Source organism: Acinetobacter sp. UC24323, from assembly GCF_024151445.1.
Classification (GTDB): Bacteria; Pseudomonadota; Gammaproteobacteria; order Pseudomonadales; family Moraxellaceae; genus Acinetobacter; species Acinetobacter baumannii.
This window is the reverse complement of record NZ_JAHIBY010000004.1, coordinates 148,387-166,580: the sequence shown is the minus strand read 5'-3', so window position 1 is coordinate 166,580 and position 18,194 is coordinate 148,387. Positions and strand designations below refer to the sequence as shown.

Here is an 18,194-nt window from a genome sequence, read left to right as displayed (position 1 = left end):
AAATTCGTTTAGCGGTTTTTTATTGCTTACTGGTAAAGCTGAAAGTAAACTTAAAGTCATATTTTTCTTGTAAGCAAATATGTTGTTAAAGTGTGAAATAGCTTTCTTTTTTTGAAAAAAATATTAAATTATCAATATCATGGCGAGTACTATCTAGACGGATAAGAGGCCAGTGAAAAAAGAAAAATATGATGTGTTCCTCCCCCCTACATCTGGAGATGTTTAGATGAGTATTATTCAAGAATTTAAAGAATTTGCCATTAAAGGCAATATGATGGATTTAGCCATTGGTGTAATTATTGGTGGTGCTTTTGGCAAAATCGTAGACTCGTTAGTAAAAGATATCATCATGCCGCTTATCACTGTAATTACTGGTGGTGGTGTTGATTTCTCGCAGAAATTTATCGTGTTAGGTGCAAACCCTAATAACTTACAATCTCTAGATGCCTTACAAAAAGCAGGTATCAATGTATTAACTTATGGTAACTTCCTGACCATTTTAATTAACTTCCTGATTTTGGCTTGGGTTGTGTTCTTAATGGTGAAATTATTAAACAAACTTCGCCGTGATAAGAATGAGCCAGAAGCTCCAGCTGCAACTCCAGAAGATATCCAATTATTACGTGAAATTCGTGATGAGTTGAAAAAACAAGCTTAATAAAAAGAATTTGAGTATAAAAAACGGTACCTAGCGTACCGTTTTTTATTACATAGCATTTTATACTGGACCAGAGATATTGATAAACTTGCTAAATCACAGTTAAGTTTAGCTAAGCAGATAGAACAAGGAACATAAATTAATGAATCAGCTTTTTGTATATGGAACTTTATGCCCTAATAAAGCAAATGCTCATATTTTAGAGCAGATTGGTGGTAACTGGACAAAAGCGAGTGTACGAGGAGTGATTCATATTTTAGATTGGGGACCAGACAAAGGTTTAAAGGCTTTAGAGTTAGATCCAGAAGCAGATTGGGTAGAAGGCTATTTGTTTAGCACAGAAAAGTTAGCAGAAAACTGGCAAATGTTAGATGATTTTGAAGGTTTTCAATACCAACGTGTGACAGCAGATATAAAATTAGAATCGGGTGAGTATGTTAAAGCCTGGACATATCAAGTCAATATGCAGGCTAAAGCTTCTCACAATTACAAGTAAAATGCTGAAATCAACGTAAGCCAGTCATTCTGAATTTAACTTCTAAGAGATGATAGCCAAACTGGCTTTTGATTGGACCTTGTAACACACGTTCAGCAGCTGTAAAAACTACTTTGTCAATGACAGGCACCAATTGCCCTTTTTTGACTTCACCAAGTTCACCACCACGTTTTGCCGAATTACAGGTGGAGTATTGCTTGGCAAGTTTGGCAAAGTCAGCACCACTTTGTAGCTTCTTTTTCAGCTGTTCGGCTAAGTCTTTATCTTTGACTAAAATATGTCGGACAATTGCTGTTTGCATGTTGTCTTCCTCCAAAAAATTAAGGCTTTCTCAGCTTTTTAAGTGGTTGGCACTGTGGGCAAAATACGCTGGCACGCTGACCGAGTTTTAAGTTTTCTAATGTGGTTTCACAGTTAACACACATTTCTCCGGCACGACCATAAGCGAGTAAAGTCTGTTGAAAATAACCATTTTCACCCATGGCATTGCTGTAGTCTCGTAAAGTCGAGCCGCCTAAATCAATTGCTGACTTCAAAATTCGCTTAATCTCAACAACCAGTTTCTCAATCTGTTGCATGGTTAAATCACCAGCGGGCTGTGCTGGATGAATGCCAACATTAAACAAGCTTTCAGTTGCATAGATATTGCCAACACCAACCACTACATGATTATCCATGAGTGCAATTTTTATGCCGACAGATTTATTCTTGAGTTTAGAAGCTAAATATTCTGCATGAAAGTCAGTACTTAAAGGCTCTGGTCCTAAAGTATCGATGAGTTTGCCTTGAGTTTCAGGGTTAAGCCAAAGAATACAGCCAAAACGACGTGGGTCATGGTAACGTAACTGCTGATCTTCAAATTGAATAATGAGATGATCGTGTTTTCTCAATTCATCGTTTGGTTGACACAGGCGAAAGCTACCCGACATTCCTAAATGCCAGAGCATTTGATCTTGTTCAAACTCTGCCAAAATATATTTTGAACGTCGATTTAACCCAATGAGACGTTGTCCAACAAGTTTCTGAACATTATCTGGTATAGGCCAGCGTAAGCTAGGATTGCGTACTTCAACACTTAGAACTTTTTGATTCAATAATGGAAATAAACTGGTTTTGGTGGTTTCGACTTCGGGTAACTCAGGCATGCCAACTCGCGAAATTAACAGATATACTGGATTAATCAAGTATAACGTGTGGTATGTAATATTTCAGAGAATACTATGTCAGATATTTTACCATTAAGCTGGTTTCAACGAGAAACTTCGGAAGTAGCATATGATTTAATCGGCTGCGTATTATGTAAGCGACAGCCGGATGGACAAGTTATCCGCTGTACAATTAGTGAAACAGAAGCTTATTTGGGCGTTCGCGATAAAGCCTGCCATAGCTACAATGACAAACGTACCGCACGGACAGAGGTGATGTATCGCCATGGTGGTACCATTTATGTCTATTTAATTTATGGCATGTATGAAATGCTCAACATTATTACTCAAACAGAAGGTGTACCTGAAGGAGTGATGATTCGATCAGCATTTTTAAATAGTGCTTCAACTAAAAAAGAATATAAGCTTTTGGCTGGACCCGGCAAACTGACACGTTATTTGGGCATTGATCGGACCTTAAAGGGCCAGACTTTAGGTGAAGAATCTGGACTATGGATTGAAGCAGCCACTACACAGCCAGAAGTGGTTTTAACGCCACGTATTGGAATTGATTATGCCGAGGAAGCAAAAGACTGGCCTGAACGGTATTGCTGGAAAGATCATCCATCATTAAGTCGATAATTCTCATTTGGCAAACAAACTTATATGGCAAAACGAGCGTTCCAGATTTACAACAATGTAGACCGAATTCTATATCCAGACAAGACACTGCTTTTTGTTATCATAACTACAATATAAATAAAGGAAATAAGCATGTCCTTATTACGCTTAGACCGACTTCATTACTGTATTTTGATGAGTATGGGCTGTATTTCTAGCCCACTTGTTTGGGCAGAAGACTTAAATTCAGACGTTGCCAAATTACCAACTTTACATGTGGAAGCGACACGTACTGACACTGGTTATTTACAAACACCAGCTTCGGTTTTCCGAATCGAGGCACCTCAAGTGGATAGTTCTTCACAAGTAAATTTAACTGAAGTTGTGAAGGGCATACCGAGTTTACAGATTCGTAACCGTGAAAATTATGCGCAAGATCTACAGCTATCTATGCGTGGTTTTGGTGCACGTTCTACGTTTGGTGTCCGTGGTATTCGTCTTTATGTGGATGGTATCCCTGCAACAATGCCAGATGGGCAGGGCCAAACATCTAATATCGACTTAAGCAGTCTGGACCATGTTGAAGTTCTAACAGGACCTTTTTCTTCACTTTATGGAAATTCATCAGGTGGGACTATTTTAACTTCTACTAAAGAAGGGCAAGGGAAAGACTCAATTGAGCTGAGCTATTCGGGTGGTAGCCATGATAAAAGCCGAGCAGGACTTGTGCTGCAAGGTGGGGCAAAAGGGGCGAATGAACCAAGCTATGTTATTAGCTCATCATACTTTGATACCGACGGTTACCGCGAACATAGCGGTGCAGAAAAGTACTAAATAATGCAAAGCTCAGCTGGAATCTTGATGATGGTAGTAAAATCAACTGGGTAACCAACTATGTAAAAATCCACGCCGATGATCCGCAAGGCTTAACTCATGCCCAGTGGAATGCTAATCCTAAACAAGTTAATGATGCGGATAATACTTATAAGGTTAGAAAAGATATTGAACAAACCCAAACAGGGATGACATGGTCTAAACCAATCAATGATAAAAATGAACTCTATGCCATGGCATATTTGGGTAATCGTCAAGTTACTCAATATCAATCCATTCCAAAAGGCGATGTAACATTAAAGGATGGTAAGCCTATTTATACAGGCCAAGCAAATCCTAATCATGCGGGTGGTGTGATTGATTTTGATCGTAATTATTATGGTGCTGATTTCCGTTGGACAGGTAAAGAACTACTGCCAAATACCACTGTAAGCGTCGGGGTTGCACTCGATGCAATGGATGAAGACCGTAAAGGTTATGAAAATTTTAATGCGAATGGTATTTATGGTGTGAAAGGTAAATTACGCCGTGATGAAGATAATACTTTGTGGAATATCGATCCATATTTACAAGCTTCGTGGCAGTTCTTACCCACATGGCGTTTAGATACGGGTGTCCGCTATAGCAATGTCCACTACAAATCTGAAGATAACTATTTAAGTAATGGTGATGATAGTGGTAAGACGGATTACGATAAAGTTTTACCGTCGGTCGCTTTAAGTTGGCAAATTTTACCTGAACTCATGGCCTATGTAAGTTATGCCAAAGGTTTTGAAACACCAACTTTTACTGAAATGGCATATCGACCTGATGGTCAAAGTGGTTTTAATTTTGATTTAACAGCTTCAACAAGCGATACCTATGAAACAGGTTTAAAGTCACAAAACCAACTAGGTGATTTTACTTTGGCGGTTTTCCAGACTAAAACTAAAGATGACATTGTTTCAGCCGGTAACTCAAATGGTCGATCAACGTTCCGTAATGCAGATAAAACCTTACGTGAAGGCGTAGAATTTGCATGGAATAAAAAATTATGGCGAGACTTAATAGCGACCGCAAGCTATTCGTATTTAGATGCAACCTTTGATGCTGATATTCCAGCGTTAGGAAATATTGCTCAGATTTCCTCAGGAAATGCCATACCGGGTATTGCCAAAAACCAAGCTTATGCCTCTTTGGCATGGCAGCCATCGCACGGTCTATATGGTGGCGTAGATGTACAGTATATGGACAAAGTATACGTGAATGATACCAACAGTGACGCAGCACCGAGCTACAGTGTAACCTCAGCAAATGTTGGTTATGCATGGGTAATGGGCGATTGGAAAGTCAATAGCTTTGCTCGTGTAGATAACCTCTTTGATAAAAAATATGCAGGTTCAGTGATTGTAAATGACGGTAATAGCCGCTATTTCGAACCTGCTGATGGACGTAACTGGAGTGCAGGTTTACGTGTAATTAAACAATTCTAGGAATTAAAAATGGCAAAATTATTTGAAACGGTTAATTTCGATTCACTACAACTGGTCAATAGAATTGTAATTGCCCCAATGTGCCAATATTCGGCAACAGATGAAGGCGAAATTACCTATTGGCATGAACAGCAATGGGCAAATTACGCGTTGTCTGGAGCTGGGCTATGTATTGTGGAAGCTACAGCTGTACAGGCGGAAGGTCGAATTAGTTATGCAGATCTTGGCCTTTGGAATGATCAGCAACGTGACCAGATCAAAACTTTATTGGGAAAAGTTAAAACACTTTCTCCTATGCCATTTGGAATTCAGTTAGCTCATGCTGGACGTAAGGCATCTACTGAAAAGCCTTGGTTGGGTAAAGGCCAAATTGCAAAAGATCAGCCACATGGTTGGCAAACAGTTGCTCCAAGTACAAGTACTTTTTCGGTTCATGATGCAGCGCCACATGCTTTAACCATTGCCGAGATTAAACAAATTCAACAAGACTTTGCAGCTGCGGCCAAACGTGCAGTTGAAGCGGGCTTTGAGTTAATTGAGGTACATGCTGCTCATGGTTACTTGCTACACCAATTCTTATCGCCAATTGCAAATCAACGTACTGACGAATATGGTGGCTCTTTAGAAAACCGTATGCGTATGACGCTAGAGGTACTTCAGGCGATTAAACTTGCTGTTCCCGAAGGTTATCCGGTAGGGATACGTTTATCTGCAACAGACTGGATGGATGGTAATGAACAGTGGGATATTGAGTCTACGGTTGGTTTATCAAAAGCCTTAGAGCAGTTAGGTGCGGCCTATATTCATGTCTCTAGTGGTGGTTTACATGAGCATCAAAATATTACTATTGGAGCAGGTTACCAAGTTCCTTTCGCGGAACAGGTTAAAAAACATGTAGCTATTCCTGTGATTGCGGTAGGTCTTATTACTGACCCACAGCATGCTGAACAAATTTTAGAAAAACAGCAAGCTGATGCCATTGGTCTTGCGCGTGCAATGTTATATGACCCACGTTGGCCATGGCATGCTGCTGCTACATTGGGCGCAAAAGTCAAAATTGCTCCTCAATATTTGCGTTGCCAACCACATGGCTTAAAACAGCTTTTTGATTCTTTTTAGTTTTTAATATTCGGGCAAATTAAGATTTGCCCGTTTTTCTTTTGAAATGAGTGAGGAAGTAGTCTGTGGTTTTTCAGGTAATTTTACCAATTTTGATTTTATTATTGATGGGGTACTGTAGTGTCCTCATTAAACTGGTAACACCTGAACAAATTAAGGCTCTGAGTGCATTTGTTATTAAAATTTCTTTACCTGCTTTTTTAATCCAATCTTTAGCCAATAAAAACTTACAAGATATTTGGCACCCAGCTTATTTTATTGCTTATGGTGGCGGCTCTTTAATCTTGTTTTTTTTGGCTTTTATCCTTTACCGCAAGTATTTTAAAAATAGCCTGACACATAGTGCAGTCATATCGATGGGCGCTTCTATGTCAAATACAGGTTTTATGGGTACAGCGATTCTAACCATGCTAATGGGGAGTCATGCTGCAATCTATATATCTTTAACCTTAATTATCGAAAATTTATTAATAGTTGCTTTAATGCTCATTTTAGCAGAAGCAGGTTTACATCAACAGCAACGGCTTTTGCCTTTACTGAAAAAAACATTCATTAATTTACTTAAAAATCCTGTAATTATTGCAATTTTAGTTGGGATGAGCTGCATTTTGTTAGATATTCATCTGCCTTCAAAACTTGGTCAAGCCTTAGAACTTTTAGGAAGAACAGCTTCGCCTCTAGCATTATTTGCTATTGGTGGCAGCTTGGTTGGTATTGGTATTACCGCCGTGAATTTCCAAAGTATATTGTTGGCTGGATTTAATGTCATCCTTATGCCTGTTGTGATTTTTGGGCTGTTCCTTTTACTGCCAAACGTGAGCCAAGAGATGTTATATGCTGGCACTTTACTTGCTGCGCTGCCAATGCCGATCGCTTTTGGTATTTTTGGGCAAGCCTACGGTTTAAATGAAAGAGCATTAACCCCCTTAATGATTAGTACCATTATTGGCTTTATGGGGGTGAGTGGGCTTATTGCTTTGTGGTGGTAAAAGAAAAGCCCCATGTGGGGCTATTGTCTCTTTACTATTTTTTAGGAGCTGGCTGCGTAGGAGCGGCGGCAGCTTGTTTATTCTTCTCAGCAATAATTTTTTCGACCGAAGCTAAAGATTCTCTAGCATTAGGAACATTTTGCTTAGCAAGCTCAGTAAAGATCTGTTTTGCTTGAGGCAAGTTCTGAGGAATGATATTGCCATTCGCCATCATGGTTGCTAAAGCCATAGATGCAGGTGCATAACCCTTTTGGGCAATTGTTTGTAAAGCTTCAATGCCTTGGCGTTTCATTAAAGGATTTTTATTTTCAACCCCTTGGCTAATATCATAAAGCGCTTTGACCTGAATAGCAGGGTAGTTTCCTTTTCTAATCAAAGGCGCTAGCTTTTGTAAAGCAATTTGGTGAGATTGAGGTTTTTTCTGTGCAAATAAAATAGTCGCTATTTTGACAGTTGCATCATCAGAACCTTGAGCTGCTGCCTTTTGAATATATTGACTGAATTTATTGCTATCTTTGGCAACACCTAATTCACCAGTCTCATAAATTTGTGCAAGCGTGTAACTCGCTTGAGCATAACCTTTATTTGAGGCATCTTCATAATATTTCAGAGCTTTGGCATTATCTTTGGCAGTGCCTTGGCCCATTTGTGTCATATAGCCTAAGTTATAGATGGCTTGAGCATTTCCGGTTTGTGCAAGACGTTGGACTTCTTGAAAGGCAGCAGGATAATTTTTTGCTGCGTATAGCTGCTCAGCCTGTTTAAATACATCGTTTTTAGCTGCAGATGTCGTAGTGTCTGCTGCAAAGATTGATGAACTTGAAATGGCAATTAGACTGGCGATAAGTAATTTCTTCATTTCTTTTTAACCTTTTACTTTGTAGCTACATCATTCCATCGATGTATTAGCTCAATTCAATTTCTCATCATAAATATTGATGGCCGAAAGTAAACAGCCGATTTGTATATAAAACGATGTCTATAAAGCAAACTGTGGAGAAAAATAATACGCCACTCTACTTAAGAGAGTGGCGTATTGGATTATTTTACTGACTGTAATAATGCTTCAATCTGTTTTGCATCACTTGGTACACCAGAGATTCTTTGACCATCTTGTAAGAACAGAGTTGGTGTGCCATCTATATTTAATTTCTGGCCTAAAGCAATATTTTTCTGAATTGGACTTGTACAGCTTTTGCTAGCCGCTGGCAATTTACGGTTAAGCATATAATTTGTCCAAGCTTCTGAAGGGTTTTTAGAGCACCAGATTTGATTAGAAACCTTTTCAGCATTTGGATGTAAGCTGGTCAGCGGATATAAGAATACATATACGGTTACGTTATCCACCCCAACCATATTTTGTTCTAGACGCTGACAGTAAGGGCAATCAGGGTCACTGAAAATATAAAGAGTACGCTCTCCTTTACCTTTGACGTATTTAATTGCCTGATTTAATGGGAGACTTTTAACATCAATTTTACCCAATTCGGCAATTCGCTCTTCTGTCATATTTTTTTGTTGTTTGATATCAACTAAATTGCCTACAAAAAAGTATTTTGCATCTTGATTGGTATAAACAATACGACCACTTGTATAGACTTCATAAATTCCAGCGACAGGTGACTGATAGACACCTTTTACAGGGAGGTCTGGATAATTTGTCTTCAGATTTTGTTCAAGTGTTTTAACATCAGCATGAGCAGAACCGAAAAAAGCCAAACTCAATATGAGTGTAGCAAGTTTAGTTTTCATATTTTTTCTCTTAGATTACAACATGGATTATGATGGCATAGAAAACTTAAAAAATTGATGCCCTAATTTAATGAATTCATTAGAATTTTGTATCTATAGAAAAGCCCGTAGATTTATCCACGGGCTTTTAATTTATTAAATATAATTATTGTGGTCTAGCAACATCACCACTTAAAGCTTCTGGTAAATCTAAAACTTGAAGACCTAACTCTTGAAGGGCGGCAGGTTTCGCAACAACTAAGGCAATATAACCGTCAGTAGTTTGGGTACTATTAACCACTTCTACATCATTGTGCAGTTGAGTTGCTGGAGCAGGTGCATCACCCGTACCTTGAACTAAATGTAACCAGTGTTTTGGTTTTGCTTTAAACCAAAGGCGCGCCACAATTTCTTGACCTAAGTAACAGCCTTTATCGTAATTGACGCCTTCGCGTTGATGTAAACGTAATTCTTGTGGCTGAAACTCATGTTCAGTCGCTTGAGCAATCCATGCTTGACCTGTCATGATGGCTTGTTTTTGCCATTCGGAAATATCAGTTTCTGTAGAGCTGAACTCAGTATGGCCATTCACAACTTTTGGGAATACAGCACCTTGTTCACTTAAGGTCATTTTTGAAAAAGCACCATATTTTTTAATGTGCTTCGCGAATTCTTCAGCTTGATCTTGAGTGACAATAATGTCAAAACTTTCTGCATTATTCTTTTTTAGCCACAAGCCAAAATGGATGCGGCCTTTAAGATCACAAATGGCTGTATAGCGTGTTTCATTTTCAGCTAAACGTTCAGTATCTACAGTCACTTGGCCTTGTAAAAACTTTTGTGCATCTACACCGTTTAATGCATATGAGGAGAAAGCGAGCAGACTCATGATTAATCTCAAATTCAATATGTTTCTTTATGATTGCTGACTATTTTGCTCCATTTTTACTAAAAAATCAGCCATAGTTTTCGTAATTTACTTTTGTATAAAACAATAGGTTTAGGTCGAAAAAACACCAAAAATATACGTTAAAAGAAATTCTACGGTTTAAGCTATTCAACATAATTTTTATAACTTAAATGGACTTAAAATAAGGAGAAGACAATGGCAACAGGTACAGTAAAATTACATCGAGTGTTTAAGGCACCAGCTGAACGAGTTTATCGTGCTTTTCTTGACCCAGATGCTTTAGTTAAATGGATGGCACCTCACGGTTTTACCGCGAAGGTTCATAGTTTTGATGCAAAAGTAGGGGGCTCATACAAAATGAGCTTTACCAATTTCTCAACCGGGTCAACGCATTCATTTGGGGGAACTTATGTTGAACTCGTTCCCAATGAATTAATTCGTTATAACGACCAATTTGACGACGCAAATTTACCTGGCACGATGCAGGTCACCATTACATTAAAAACAGTATTGGTAGGCACAGAAATACACATTACCCAAGAAGGAATACCTGAAGTTATTCCTGTGGAAGCATGTTATTTAGGCTGGCAAGAGTCTTTATCTTTATTGAAGTTGTTAGTAGAAGCCGACATTCCAGATCAATAATTGTCTTTTTAAATTGAGATTTAAATAAAAAGTGAGTAGAAGAACTACTCATTTTTTTATTTTTAAACACTATCAAAAATGAATAAAATATTGAATGATCATATGAAGCTCAATCAGTTAAGCCTTCTTGTGAGATAAAGATATGAACATACAAATTAAAAGAATTTATGACGATGTAAGCGGTGATGATGGAAAGCGAATTTTGGTTGATCGACTATGGAGTCGAGGGATTAGCAAAGAAAATGCTCATTTAGATTTATGGTTAAAAGAAATAGCTCCTTCAACCGAACTTCGTAAGTGGTTTCATGCAGAGTCCGCAGAACATTGGGATGAGTTCAAACAACGTTATTTAAAAGAACTAGAAACCAACCCCGCAGTAAAAGAGTTATTAGAAATCGTTTCACATCATAAAGTCACACTTTTATATTCGGCTAAAGATGTGGAACATAACCATGCGATTATTTTAAAAGAATATTTATTAGAAAAGAGCAAAAGTTAAATATATAAATTTTTTTTTGGTAAAAGTCTTTTATTTAAAACTTTAAAAAATGAGTCATATCTCGCATAATATACTTTTTGAGATTTTTTTTATGTCTTTGCCAAACTGTCCAAAATGCCAATCAGAATATACATATCAAGACGGCGATTTATTAATTTGTCCAGAATGCTCACACGAGTGGAAAGAAGGGGAAGCTTTAGTAACTGAAGAGCAAGAAGTGATTAAAGATGCTAATGGAAATGTTTTGGCGGATGGCGATAGCGTTACTGTAATTAAAGATTTAAAAATTAAAGGTTCTTCTTCAGTTGTTAAAGTCGGAACAAAAGTAAAAAGTATTCGTTTAGTTCCAGATGCAAGTGATGGTCACAATATTGACTGTAAAATTGATGGTATTGGTCAGATGAAGTTAAAATCTGAATTTGTAAAAAAAGCTTAATTTGTTAATTTTAATTACATTTTGGTAGAGATCGCAGGCGTGATCTCTACCTTTTTACATTTCAACATCCTTATAATTTTATTACGATAATGTATAAAAAGTAGACTATCCAAAGCTTAATAGCTCATTTATATTGTCATTAAGAAGAATTAACTTTCGTCCAGAATAATAACGAAAGTCATACCCACACCAACAAAAAAACGAGGTTCATATGGCAGGATGGTACGAAATTACACAAGCGAATGATGGACAATATCGCTTTGTACTTAAGGCTGGTAATGGCGAAATTATTTTAAATAGTGAGCTATATAAAGCGAAAGCATCAGCAGTCAATGGTATTGAGTCAGTTCAAAAAAATAGTAGTGACGATGCGCGATATGATCGTTTAACTGCAAAAAATGGGAAACCTTACTTCAATTTAAAAGCTGCAAATCATCAAATTATTGGTTCGAGCCAGTTTTATGCCAGTGAAGCTTCACGAGATAAAGGTATCGAATCGGTTAAAAACAATGGATCTTCCACAACCATTAAAGACTTAACAGTTCAGGCGTAAAATTAAATTAAAAAAAGCAGCTTCTAAAAGCTGCTTTTTTATTTATGTATTTATTAACGCGCTAATTTAGCTAAAAGTTCTTCTTTAGTTAAATTGCTCGCTTCAGCATCACGGCGACCTTTATATTCAAAAGTGCCTGCATCAAGACCTTTTTCACCAATCACAATACGGTGTGGAATACCCATTAGTTCAAGGTCAGAGAATTTAACGCCCGGACGTTCGTTACGGTCATCAAGTAATACGTCAAAGCCTTGGGCTTGAAGTTCTGCATAAAGCGCTTCTGCTGCTTCAAGAGTACGTGGTGACTTGTGTGCATTCATTGGAACAATTGCGATTTCAAAAGGAGCAATTGCTTGTGGCCAAATAATCCCTTTGTCATCGTAGTTTTGTTCAATTGCAGCTGCAACTACACGTGTCACACCAATACCATAACAGCCCATTGTTACTGTAAATGGTTTGCCATCTTCACCGAGAACTTTACATCCTAAAGCTTCAGAGTATTTAGTACCAAGTTGGAAAATATGGCCTACTTCAATACCGCGTTTAATTTGTAGTGTACCTTTACCATCTGGAGATGGGTCACCTTCAACCACATTACGCAAATCGAAAACTTCAGTAATCTGTGCATCACGTTCCCAGTTTACGCCTACAGCATGTTTGTCTGCCTCATTTGCACCAGCAACGAAGTCAGAAAGAACAGATGCAGCACGGTCAACAATTACAGTGATGCCTTTTTCAACTAAACCTTGTGGACCAGTGAAGCCAGCAGTTAAGCCAAATGCTTGAAGTTGTTCTTCTGTGGCAAACGCGAGAGGAGCGGCCACTAGAGGATGTTTCTCGGCTTTAATTTCATTCAGTTCGTGGTCACCACGTAAGAATAGGGCAACGACAGGTACATTGCCTTTCTCATCAGCAACGCCTTGAACCAATAATGCTTTTACAGATTGTTTAGGATCAGCATTTAAGAACTGGCAAACATCAGCAATTGTTTTTTGATTTGGTGTGTCAACCAATTTAAATTCTTGTGTAGGCGCTGCACGCTCACCCACTAAAACAGCTTCAGCCATTTCAACGTTTGCTGCATAATCAGACTCAGTTGAAAATGCAATGTCATCTTCACCACTTGCAGCTAATACGTGGAATTCATGTGAAGCTGAACCACCAATTGAACCTGTATCTGCTTGTACTGGGCGGAAATCTAAACCTAAACGAGTGAAAATACGGCTATAAGTGTCGTACATCACATCATAAGTTTCTTGTAATGATTCTTGAGTTGCGTGGAAAGAATAAGCATCTTTCATGATGAACTCGCGTGAACGCATTACACCAAAACGTGGGCGGATCTCATCACGGAATTTGGTTTGAATTTGATAGAAATTTACAGGAAGCTGTTTATAACTTTTTAGCTCGTTACGTGCTAAATCGGTAATCACTTCTTCATGTGTAGGACCAAGCACAAACGGGTTGTCGTGACGATCTTTGAAACGTAATAATTCAGGACCATATTGTTCATAACGACCTGATTCTTCCCACAAGCTTGCGGGTTGAGTTACGGGCATGAACACTTCCATAGCACCTGAACGGTTCATTTCTTCACGAACAATGGCATCAACTTTTTTAAGCACACGTGTTCCCATCGGCAGCCATGTATATAAACCAGATGCCAATTTACGAATCATCCCCGCACGTAACATGAGCTGATGTGAAATCACTTCAGCATCGTTTGGGGTTTCTCTCAACGTTGCAAATAAAAAGCGGCTTGCGCGCATGGAAAAAGTCCTAAAAGTTAAGCGTTATAAAAACGCGGATTATACGATAGTCGCTGCATTATGACATGAATCGTCGGGTTTGACGCAGCATAAAGTTTTTCAAGTCATCCAGATAAGTGAAAATGACGGGGACAACCACAAGAGTCAATAAGGTAGAGGTAATGACACCCCCAATTACAGCATGAGCCATTGGTGCACTTTGTTCACCACCTTCACCTAAACCTAGAGCTAATGGAACCATACCCATCACCATCGCACTTGTTGTCATCAAGATTGGGCGTAAACGGGTTTTGCCTGCTTGTAAAATAGCATCATAACGACTTATCCCATCTTCCATCGCTTTTTTAATAAAGTCGATAAGCAAAATCGCGTTTTTGGTTACCAGCCCCATCAGCATAATAATGCCAATAATTGAAAATAGATTTAGGGTACTCCTAAATAAGAATAAGGCCAGGAAGACACCAATCAGGGACAATGGTAAAGATGCCATAATCGCAGCAGGGTGAATAAAACTATTAAACTGAGAACCCAACACAATATAAATAAATACAATCGAAAGGGTAATTGCCGTTAACGCATAACCCGCAGATTCAGCCATATCGGCATTTGCCCCTTGAGTATCAAAGGTATAACCAGCTGGCAATTTGAATGCTTTTTGCATTTTATCGATATCTTGACCGATATCCCCGCTTGGACGTCCTGAAGTGTTTGCTTCAATTAAAACTTCACGTTCAAGGTCGCGTCGGTTAATTTGCGAAGCTCCAAGTTTTTCTTGGGTTGTGGCTACGGCGCTTAATGGAACTAAAATATTTTGCCCATTTGCATTGGTTTTATTCGAGTTGAGATATAGGTTCTGAACATCTTGGGGAAGCACACGTTTATTTTCATTTAAACGGATATTCACATCATAGGTTTCGCCGTCACGATCTTCCCATGTTGTGACATTGTCACCTGCAATGAGTGGTCGAATCGCATTCGCAATTTGAGAAAGAGATAAACCTAAATCACTGGCCAGTACACGGTTAATATGTACACCTAAAGTCGGTTTAGGTTCTTTTAAAGAGCTTTCTAAATCGACCACACCATCAATTTTTTCCATTTCAGCCATGAAACGATCCGAGATTTTTTGTAGTTCATTTAGATCAGATCCTTTAATAGAAATCATGATTGGCTTTTGACCACCAGACACTGAGTCTTGAGCAGCAGCGATTGAAGTCACTCGGATGCCAGCTACACTTTGTAAACGATCACGGAACTCATTGTTGAGTGTTGTCAGGTCTGCGCTACGTTCTTGTTTTGGTTTTAGGGTGACTCCTAAACCTGCATGGTTTTTACCGGAGTCGACTTCACTGTTAACCACTCCATAAGTAGAAACGACATCAGGGAATTGCCTAATAATCTGATCAACTTGATGTAATTTTGCTTGGGTATATTCTAAAGAAGAATCAACAGGGGTTTCGAACTGAATACGAATTTCACCTTTATCTGGTGTAGGTACAAATTCGGTTCCGATCATTTTTGATAAGCCTAATGCCACAACCAATGAAACAATTGCAATAATGACCGTGATGAAACGAAAGCGTAAGGCAAGCTTTAAAAGCTTTTCATAGATGTGCGTTAGGCCATCTAATAGATTAGAAATATAGTTAAAGAAACGTTGCAGTCGACTTTCTTTTTTCTTTACAGGATCTTTCCAGTGTGCGGAAAGCATTGGGTCGAGTGTAAAGCTGATGAACATGGAAATAAGAACAGCCGTACTTACAGTTACCCCAAATTGATAGAAGAAACGCCCAATTAAGCCTCCCATAAAGGCAACTGGTAAAAATACCGCCACAATGGTGAGTGTGGTTGCAAGTACTGCTAACCCAATTTCTTTAGTACCATCTAAAGCCGCGGTGACATGGTCTTTGCCGAGCTCTGTATGTCTGACAATGTTTTCCCGAACCACAATCGCATCATCAATTAATAGACCAATACTCAGTGACAGAGCCAACAGTGTCATCATGTTAATGCTAAACCCAAACGCCCAGATGAATGTTAATGTGCCAAGTAGGGTAATCGGTAAGGTTAAACCTGTAATGACAGTGGACCGGAAAGAACCCAAAAAGAGTAAAACAATTAAAACTGCTAAGACCGCTCCTTCAATAATGGTACGAACAACGTCTTTAATTGAAGCACGAATACCTTTAGAGCTGTCAGCGACAACTTTATAATTCAAACCCGCAGGCATTTGAGCTTTTAGCTTCTCTAAGGTTTGATAAGTCTTATCAACAACCTGAATTACATTGGCATCGGAACTTTTTAAAATATCGACAGAAACCGCTGTTCTTCCATTATAAAAAGCACTTGATTGCAGTTCTGCTTGAGTATCTTCAACGGTTGCTACTTGTTTTAGAAAAATAGGGGAACCATTTTTATTAGCAATAACTAAATCACCAAATCCAAGAGGATGGATGACTTTTGATTGAATCTGAACAACCAGTTCAGAATTCTTTTGTTGTAAGGTTCCTGCAGGTACTTCTATATTTTCATTTTTTAGGGTGTTAATGACCTGATCAATACCAATACCATAGCTTTGTAATTGTTCAGGATGAACCTTAATCCGAATTTGACGTTTAGCATCACCTAGTAAATTGACATTACCCACACCAGAAACAGTTTTAAGCTGAGGTACAATTTTTTTGTCTACATAGGAGCTTAATTGAGCCAAGCTCATGCTATTCGATTCAAACACGACTGACATAATTGGGCTAGATGATGGATCGTAGCGTTGTACAATCGGTGTATCAATTTCATCGCGGAATTGGGCAATAACTGGAGCAATTTTGTCGCGAACATCCTGTGCTGCAATAGCCGAAGACGTATCAAGATTAAACTCTGCAATCACCATCGAAAGCCCTTCACTTGAGCGTGAAGTAATTTGTTTAATACCCGAAATGGTATTGATTTGATCTTCGAGTTTTTTGGTAATGTCCGATTCAACTGCTTCAGGTGAAGCACCCGCATATTGCGTAGTGACGACTACGAATGGGAAATCAATATTTGGAAACTCTTCAACGGTCATACGTTTCCAAGATGCTAACCCGAGTACCATTAGACTGAGCATCATCATGATGGTAAAAACGGGGTACTTCACACTAATTCGGGTAAACCACATAAGCTATTTGCTACCTTATTTATTTTTTTCGGTTGTAAGCGTCACTTTTTTATTGATATCAGAATCTTCAAACTGGATACGACTTACCTGATCTGTACTTTGTAAACCCTGAACTAAAGCGATATTTTCGTTGTATCGTTGCTCAACCACTCGAATTTTGACTTTCTGAATTGTTTGATTGCGTATTACCCATACAAAAGGATCATGTTGCAGATTTTGAATACTATCTAAAGGAATGGTTTGTCCCTGATTGCTATCATTATGCAAAATAATACCGTTAATGAACGCACCAATACTTAATGAATCAATCGCTTCTTTAGGGCTCGCAAAGAATTCAATTTGTCGGCTATCTTGATCTGCTACAGGTGAGATACGAGTCAGTATGGCATGTAATTGTTTCGAGTTACCCTGAATCTGATACTGGATAGAGCTACCTACTTTTAAGGCAGATTGTTGTTCAATAGGTAGTTTCGCTTGTATTTCTAATTGATCTGGATTAACGATTTCAAATAATGTTTGTCCAACCGAAACGGTTTGTCCCGGTTCAACTTGTCGTTTCGTAATCACACCTGAAATGGGGCTGGTAATAATACCGTCTCGATCAGCTTTTTTAGCAATATCCACATTGGCTTGTTGAGCTCTAACACTTTCAAGTTGACCTTTATAATCCACCTGACTTTGTTCAAACTCTACACGGGCAATAAAGCCTTGATTGAGCAATCTTTGTTTTCGATTCATCAAATTACGTGCAAGTTCTGCTTGTGCCTGAGCAGAAGCAAGATTAGCCTGTGCCTGAGCTAAGCGTGCAGCGTTGTCTTGATTATTTAATCTAACTAAAACTTGGCCTTTTTGTACCTTTTGGCCTACATTGGCTGTAACGGCAGTCGCTGTTGCACTAACTTGGGCTTGAATAGAACTTTGTTGTACTGCACGAATAGTTCCTGTAAAAGCGGTTTGAGCGGCGAGTGAGCCTTCTTTTACAGGAATTAAATCTTGAGGAATGAGTTCAATTTTTTTAGATTCAGATGCTGTTGTTTTTGGTACTTCTTGCTGGTTACATGCAGCTAAGATTAAACTCAGACTGATCAAGCTTAATTTAAAAAAAGTAGAAGGGGTAAGATGCGTTGTGCGCATACAGCATCATCCTGTAATTCAAATTT

The 18,194-nt window shown here is 38.6% G+C and carries 17 protein-coding genes and 1 pseudogene; 10 read left to right on the top strand and 8 right to left on the bottom strand.

Annotated elements, in window-relative coordinates; translation table 11 throughout:
• The first annotated feature begins 226 nt into the window (after window positions 1–226).
• The gene (gene mscL / locus KNQ97_RS07610) at window positions 227–658 is read left to right on the top strand and encodes a large conductance mechanosensitive channel protein MscL (RefSeq protein ID WP_000022555.1); all 432 of its coding nucleotides are present in this window, start codon (window positions 227–229) and stop codon (window positions 656–658) included.
• A gap of 142 nt (window positions 659–800) precedes the next feature.
• Window positions 801–1,154 carry a gamma-glutamylcyclotransferase family protein gene (locus KNQ97_RS07605; protein ID WP_001072497.1) on the top strand — a complete coding sequence of 118 codons (354 nt, stop codon included), beginning with the start codon at window positions 801–803 and terminating at the stop codon, window positions 1,152–1,154.
• 10 nt (window positions 1,155–1,164) lie between these two features.
• On the opposite strand, the gene KNQ97_RS07600 is transcribed toward KNQ97_RS07605, so the two are convergent.
• Both KNQ97_RS07600 and mutM read right to left on the bottom strand, forming a co-directional pair.
• Window positions 1,165–1,455 (bottom strand): peptidylprolyl isomerase, encoded by a 291-nt coding sequence (locus KNQ97_RS07600; protein ID WP_001192454.1) that lies wholly within the window; start codon window positions 1,453–1,455, stop codon window positions 1,165–1,167.
• A gap of 19 nt (window positions 1,456–1,474) precedes the next feature.
• Window positions 1,475–2,299: a bifunctional DNA-formamidopyrimidine glycosylase/DNA-(apurinic or apyrimidinic site) lyase gene (mutM, locus tag KNQ97_RS07595; protein WP_001114566.1), complete on the bottom strand. Its 825-nt coding sequence runs from the start codon at window positions 2,297–2,299 to the stop codon at window positions 1,475–1,477.
• A 75-nt stretch (window positions 2,300–2,374) separates the two neighbouring features.
• Between mutM and KNQ97_RS07590 the strand changes: the two genes are divergently transcribed.
• The 4 genes and pseudogenes from KNQ97_RS07590 (at window position 2,375) to KNQ97_RS07575 (ending at window position 7,334) form a co-directional block, all read left to right on the top strand.
• Entirely contained in the window at window positions 2,375–2,941 is a 567-nt protein-coding gene (locus KNQ97_RS07590) for a DNA-3-methyladenine glycosylase (protein WP_001280163.1), read from the top strand.
• Between the two features lie 132 nt (window positions 2,942–3,073).
• A pseudogene (locus tag KNQ97_RS07585) lies at window positions 3,074–5,226 on the top strand (TonB-dependent receptor family protein).
• A 9-nt stretch (window positions 5,227–5,235) separates the two neighbouring features.
• Window positions 5,236–6,345 carry an NADH:flavin oxidoreductase/NADH oxidase gene (locus KNQ97_RS07580; RefSeq protein ID WP_253612030.1) on the top strand — a complete coding sequence of 370 codons (1,110 nt, stop codon included), beginning with the start codon at window positions 5,236–5,238 and terminating at the stop codon, window positions 6,343–6,345.
• A 65-nt stretch (window positions 6,346–6,410) separates the two neighbouring features.
• Complete coding sequence (locus tag KNQ97_RS07575) at window positions 6,411–7,334, top strand: AEC family transporter (protein WP_000231860.1); 924 nt, start codon at window positions 6,411–6,413, stop codon at window positions 7,332–7,334.
• Between the two features lie 34 nt (window positions 7,335–7,368).
• Here the strand turns inward: KNQ97_RS07575 and KNQ97_RS07570 are convergent, their stop codons facing one another.
• The 3 genes from KNQ97_RS07570 to KNQ97_RS07560 all read right to left on the bottom strand — a co-directional run bounded on the left by KNQ97_RS07570 (window position 7,369) and on the right by KNQ97_RS07560 (window position 9,954).
• The gene (locus KNQ97_RS07570; protein WP_000734697.1) at window positions 7,369–8,193 is read right to left on the bottom strand and encodes a tetratricopeptide repeat protein; all 825 of its coding nucleotides are present in this window, start codon (window positions 8,191–8,193) and stop codon (window positions 7,369–7,371) included.
• A gap of 182 nt (window positions 8,194–8,375) precedes the next feature.
• On the bottom strand, window positions 8,376–9,086 hold the full coding sequence (locus tag KNQ97_RS07565; protein WP_253612029.1) for a DsbC family protein: 711 nt from the start codon (window positions 9,084–9,086) through the stop codon (window positions 8,376–8,378).
• A gap of 145 nt (window positions 9,087–9,231) precedes the next feature.
• Window positions 9,232–9,954: a folate-binding protein YgfZ gene (locus tag KNQ97_RS07560; protein ID WP_000054208.1), complete on the bottom strand. Its 723-nt coding sequence runs from the start codon at window positions 9,952–9,954 to the stop codon at window positions 9,232–9,234.
• Window positions 9,955–10,170: 216 nt separating this feature from the next.
• On the opposite strand from KNQ97_RS07560, the gene KNQ97_RS07555 reads away from it, so the two are divergent.
• The 4 genes from KNQ97_RS07555 to KNQ97_RS07540 all read left to right on the top strand — a co-directional run bounded on the left by KNQ97_RS07555 (window position 10,171) and on the right by KNQ97_RS07540 (window position 12,108).
• Complete coding sequence (locus tag KNQ97_RS07555; protein ID WP_000190594.1) at window positions 10,171–10,620, top strand: SRPBCC family protein; 450 nt, start codon at window positions 10,171–10,173, stop codon at window positions 10,618–10,620.
• Between the two features lie 142 nt (window positions 10,621–10,762).
• A complete protein-coding gene (locus KNQ97_RS07550) occupies window positions 10,763–11,119 on the top strand; it encodes a DUF488 domain-containing protein (protein WP_001025485.1) in 357 nt (118 codons plus the stop codon).
• A 91-nt stretch (window positions 11,120–11,210) separates the two neighbouring features.
• Window positions 11,211–11,555 (top strand): zinc ribbon domain-containing protein YjdM, encoded by a 345-nt coding sequence (locus tag KNQ97_RS07545; protein ID WP_000056785.1) that lies wholly within the window; start codon window positions 11,211–11,213, stop codon window positions 11,553–11,555.
• 211 nt (window positions 11,556–11,766) lie between these two features.
• The gene (locus tag KNQ97_RS07540) at window positions 11,767–12,108 is read left to right on the top strand and encodes a YegP family protein (RefSeq protein ID WP_000929502.1); all 342 of its coding nucleotides are present in this window, start codon (window positions 11,767–11,769) and stop codon (window positions 12,106–12,108) included.
• 53 nt (window positions 12,109–12,161) lie between these two features.
• On the opposite strand, the gene KNQ97_RS07535 is transcribed toward KNQ97_RS07540, so the two are convergent.
• Genes KNQ97_RS07535 through KNQ97_RS07525 form a run of 3 tightly spaced genes read right to left on the bottom strand, consistent with a single transcriptional unit; the run spans window position 12,162 to window position 18,168 of the window.
• Complete coding sequence (locus KNQ97_RS07535; protein ID WP_001202754.1) at window positions 12,162–13,877, bottom strand: proline--tRNA ligase; 1,716 nt, start codon at window positions 13,875–13,877, stop codon at window positions 12,162–12,164.
• Window positions 13,878–13,935: 58 nt separating this feature from the next.
• Complete coding sequence (locus KNQ97_RS07530; protein WP_253612028.1) at window positions 13,936–17,034, bottom strand: efflux RND transporter permease subunit; 3,099 nt, start codon at window positions 17,032–17,034, stop codon at window positions 13,936–13,938.
• 15 nt (window positions 17,035–17,049) lie between these two features.
• Entirely contained in the window at window positions 17,050–18,168 is a 1,119-nt protein-coding gene (locus KNQ97_RS07525) for an efflux RND transporter periplasmic adaptor subunit (protein ID WP_064191481.1), read from the bottom strand.
• Between the last annotated feature and the right edge of the window lie 26 nt (window positions 18,169–18,194).

Coding starts and splice junctions, on each gene's coding strand:
- mscL (WP_000022555.1), top strand. CDS start 227: ATGAGTATTATTCAAGAATTTAAAGAATTTGCCATTAAAGGCAATATG.
- KNQ97_RS07605 (WP_001072497.1), top strand. CDS start 801: ATGAATCAGCTTTTTGTATATGGAACTTTATGCCCTAATAAAGCAAAT.
- KNQ97_RS07600 (WP_001192454.1), bottom strand. CDS start 1,455: ATGCAAACAGCAATTGTCCGACATATTTTAGTCAAAGATAAAGACTTA.
- mutM (WP_001114566.1), bottom strand. CDS start 2,299: ATGCCTGAGTTACCCGAAGTCGAAACCACCAAAACCAGTTTATTTCCA.
- KNQ97_RS07590 (WP_001280163.1), top strand. CDS start 2,375: ATGTCAGATATTTTACCATTAAGCTGGTTTCAACGAGAAACTTCGGAA.
- KNQ97_RS07580 (WP_253612030.1), top strand. CDS start 5,236: ATGGCAAAATTATTTGAAACGGTTAATTTCGATTCACTACAACTGGTC.
- KNQ97_RS07570 (WP_000734697.1), bottom strand. CDS start 8,193: ATGAAGAAATTACTTATCGCCAGTCTAATTGCCATTTCAAGTTCATCA.
- KNQ97_RS07565 (WP_253612029.1), bottom strand. CDS start 9,086: ATGAAAACTAAACTTGCTACACTCATATTGAGTTTGGCTTTTTTCGGT.
- KNQ97_RS07560 (WP_000054208.1), bottom strand. CDS start 9,954: ATGAGTCTGCTCGCTTTCTCCTCATATGCATTAAACGGTGTAGATGCA.
- KNQ97_RS07555 (WP_000190594.1), top strand. CDS start 10,171: ATGGCAACAGGTACAGTAAAATTACATCGAGTGTTTAAGGCACCAGCT.
- KNQ97_RS07550 (WP_001025485.1), top strand. CDS start 10,763: ATGAACATACAAATTAAAAGAATTTATGACGATGTAAGCGGTGATGAT.
- KNQ97_RS07545 (WP_000056785.1), top strand. CDS start 11,211: ATGTCTTTGCCAAACTGTCCAAAATGCCAATCAGAATATACATATCAA.
- KNQ97_RS07540 (WP_000929502.1), top strand. CDS start 11,767: ATGGCAGGATGGTACGAAATTACACAAGCGAATGATGGACAATATCGC.
- KNQ97_RS07535 (WP_001202754.1), bottom strand. CDS start 13,877: ATGCGCGCAAGCCGCTTTTTATTTGCAACGTTGAGAGAAACCCCAAAC.
- KNQ97_RS07530 (WP_253612028.1), bottom strand. CDS start 17,034: ATGTGGTTTACCCGAATTAGTGTGAAGTACCCCGTTTTTACCATCATG.
- KNQ97_RS07525 (WP_064191481.1), bottom strand. CDS start 18,168: ATGCGCACAACGCATCTTACCCCTTCTACTTTTTTTAAATTAAGCTTG.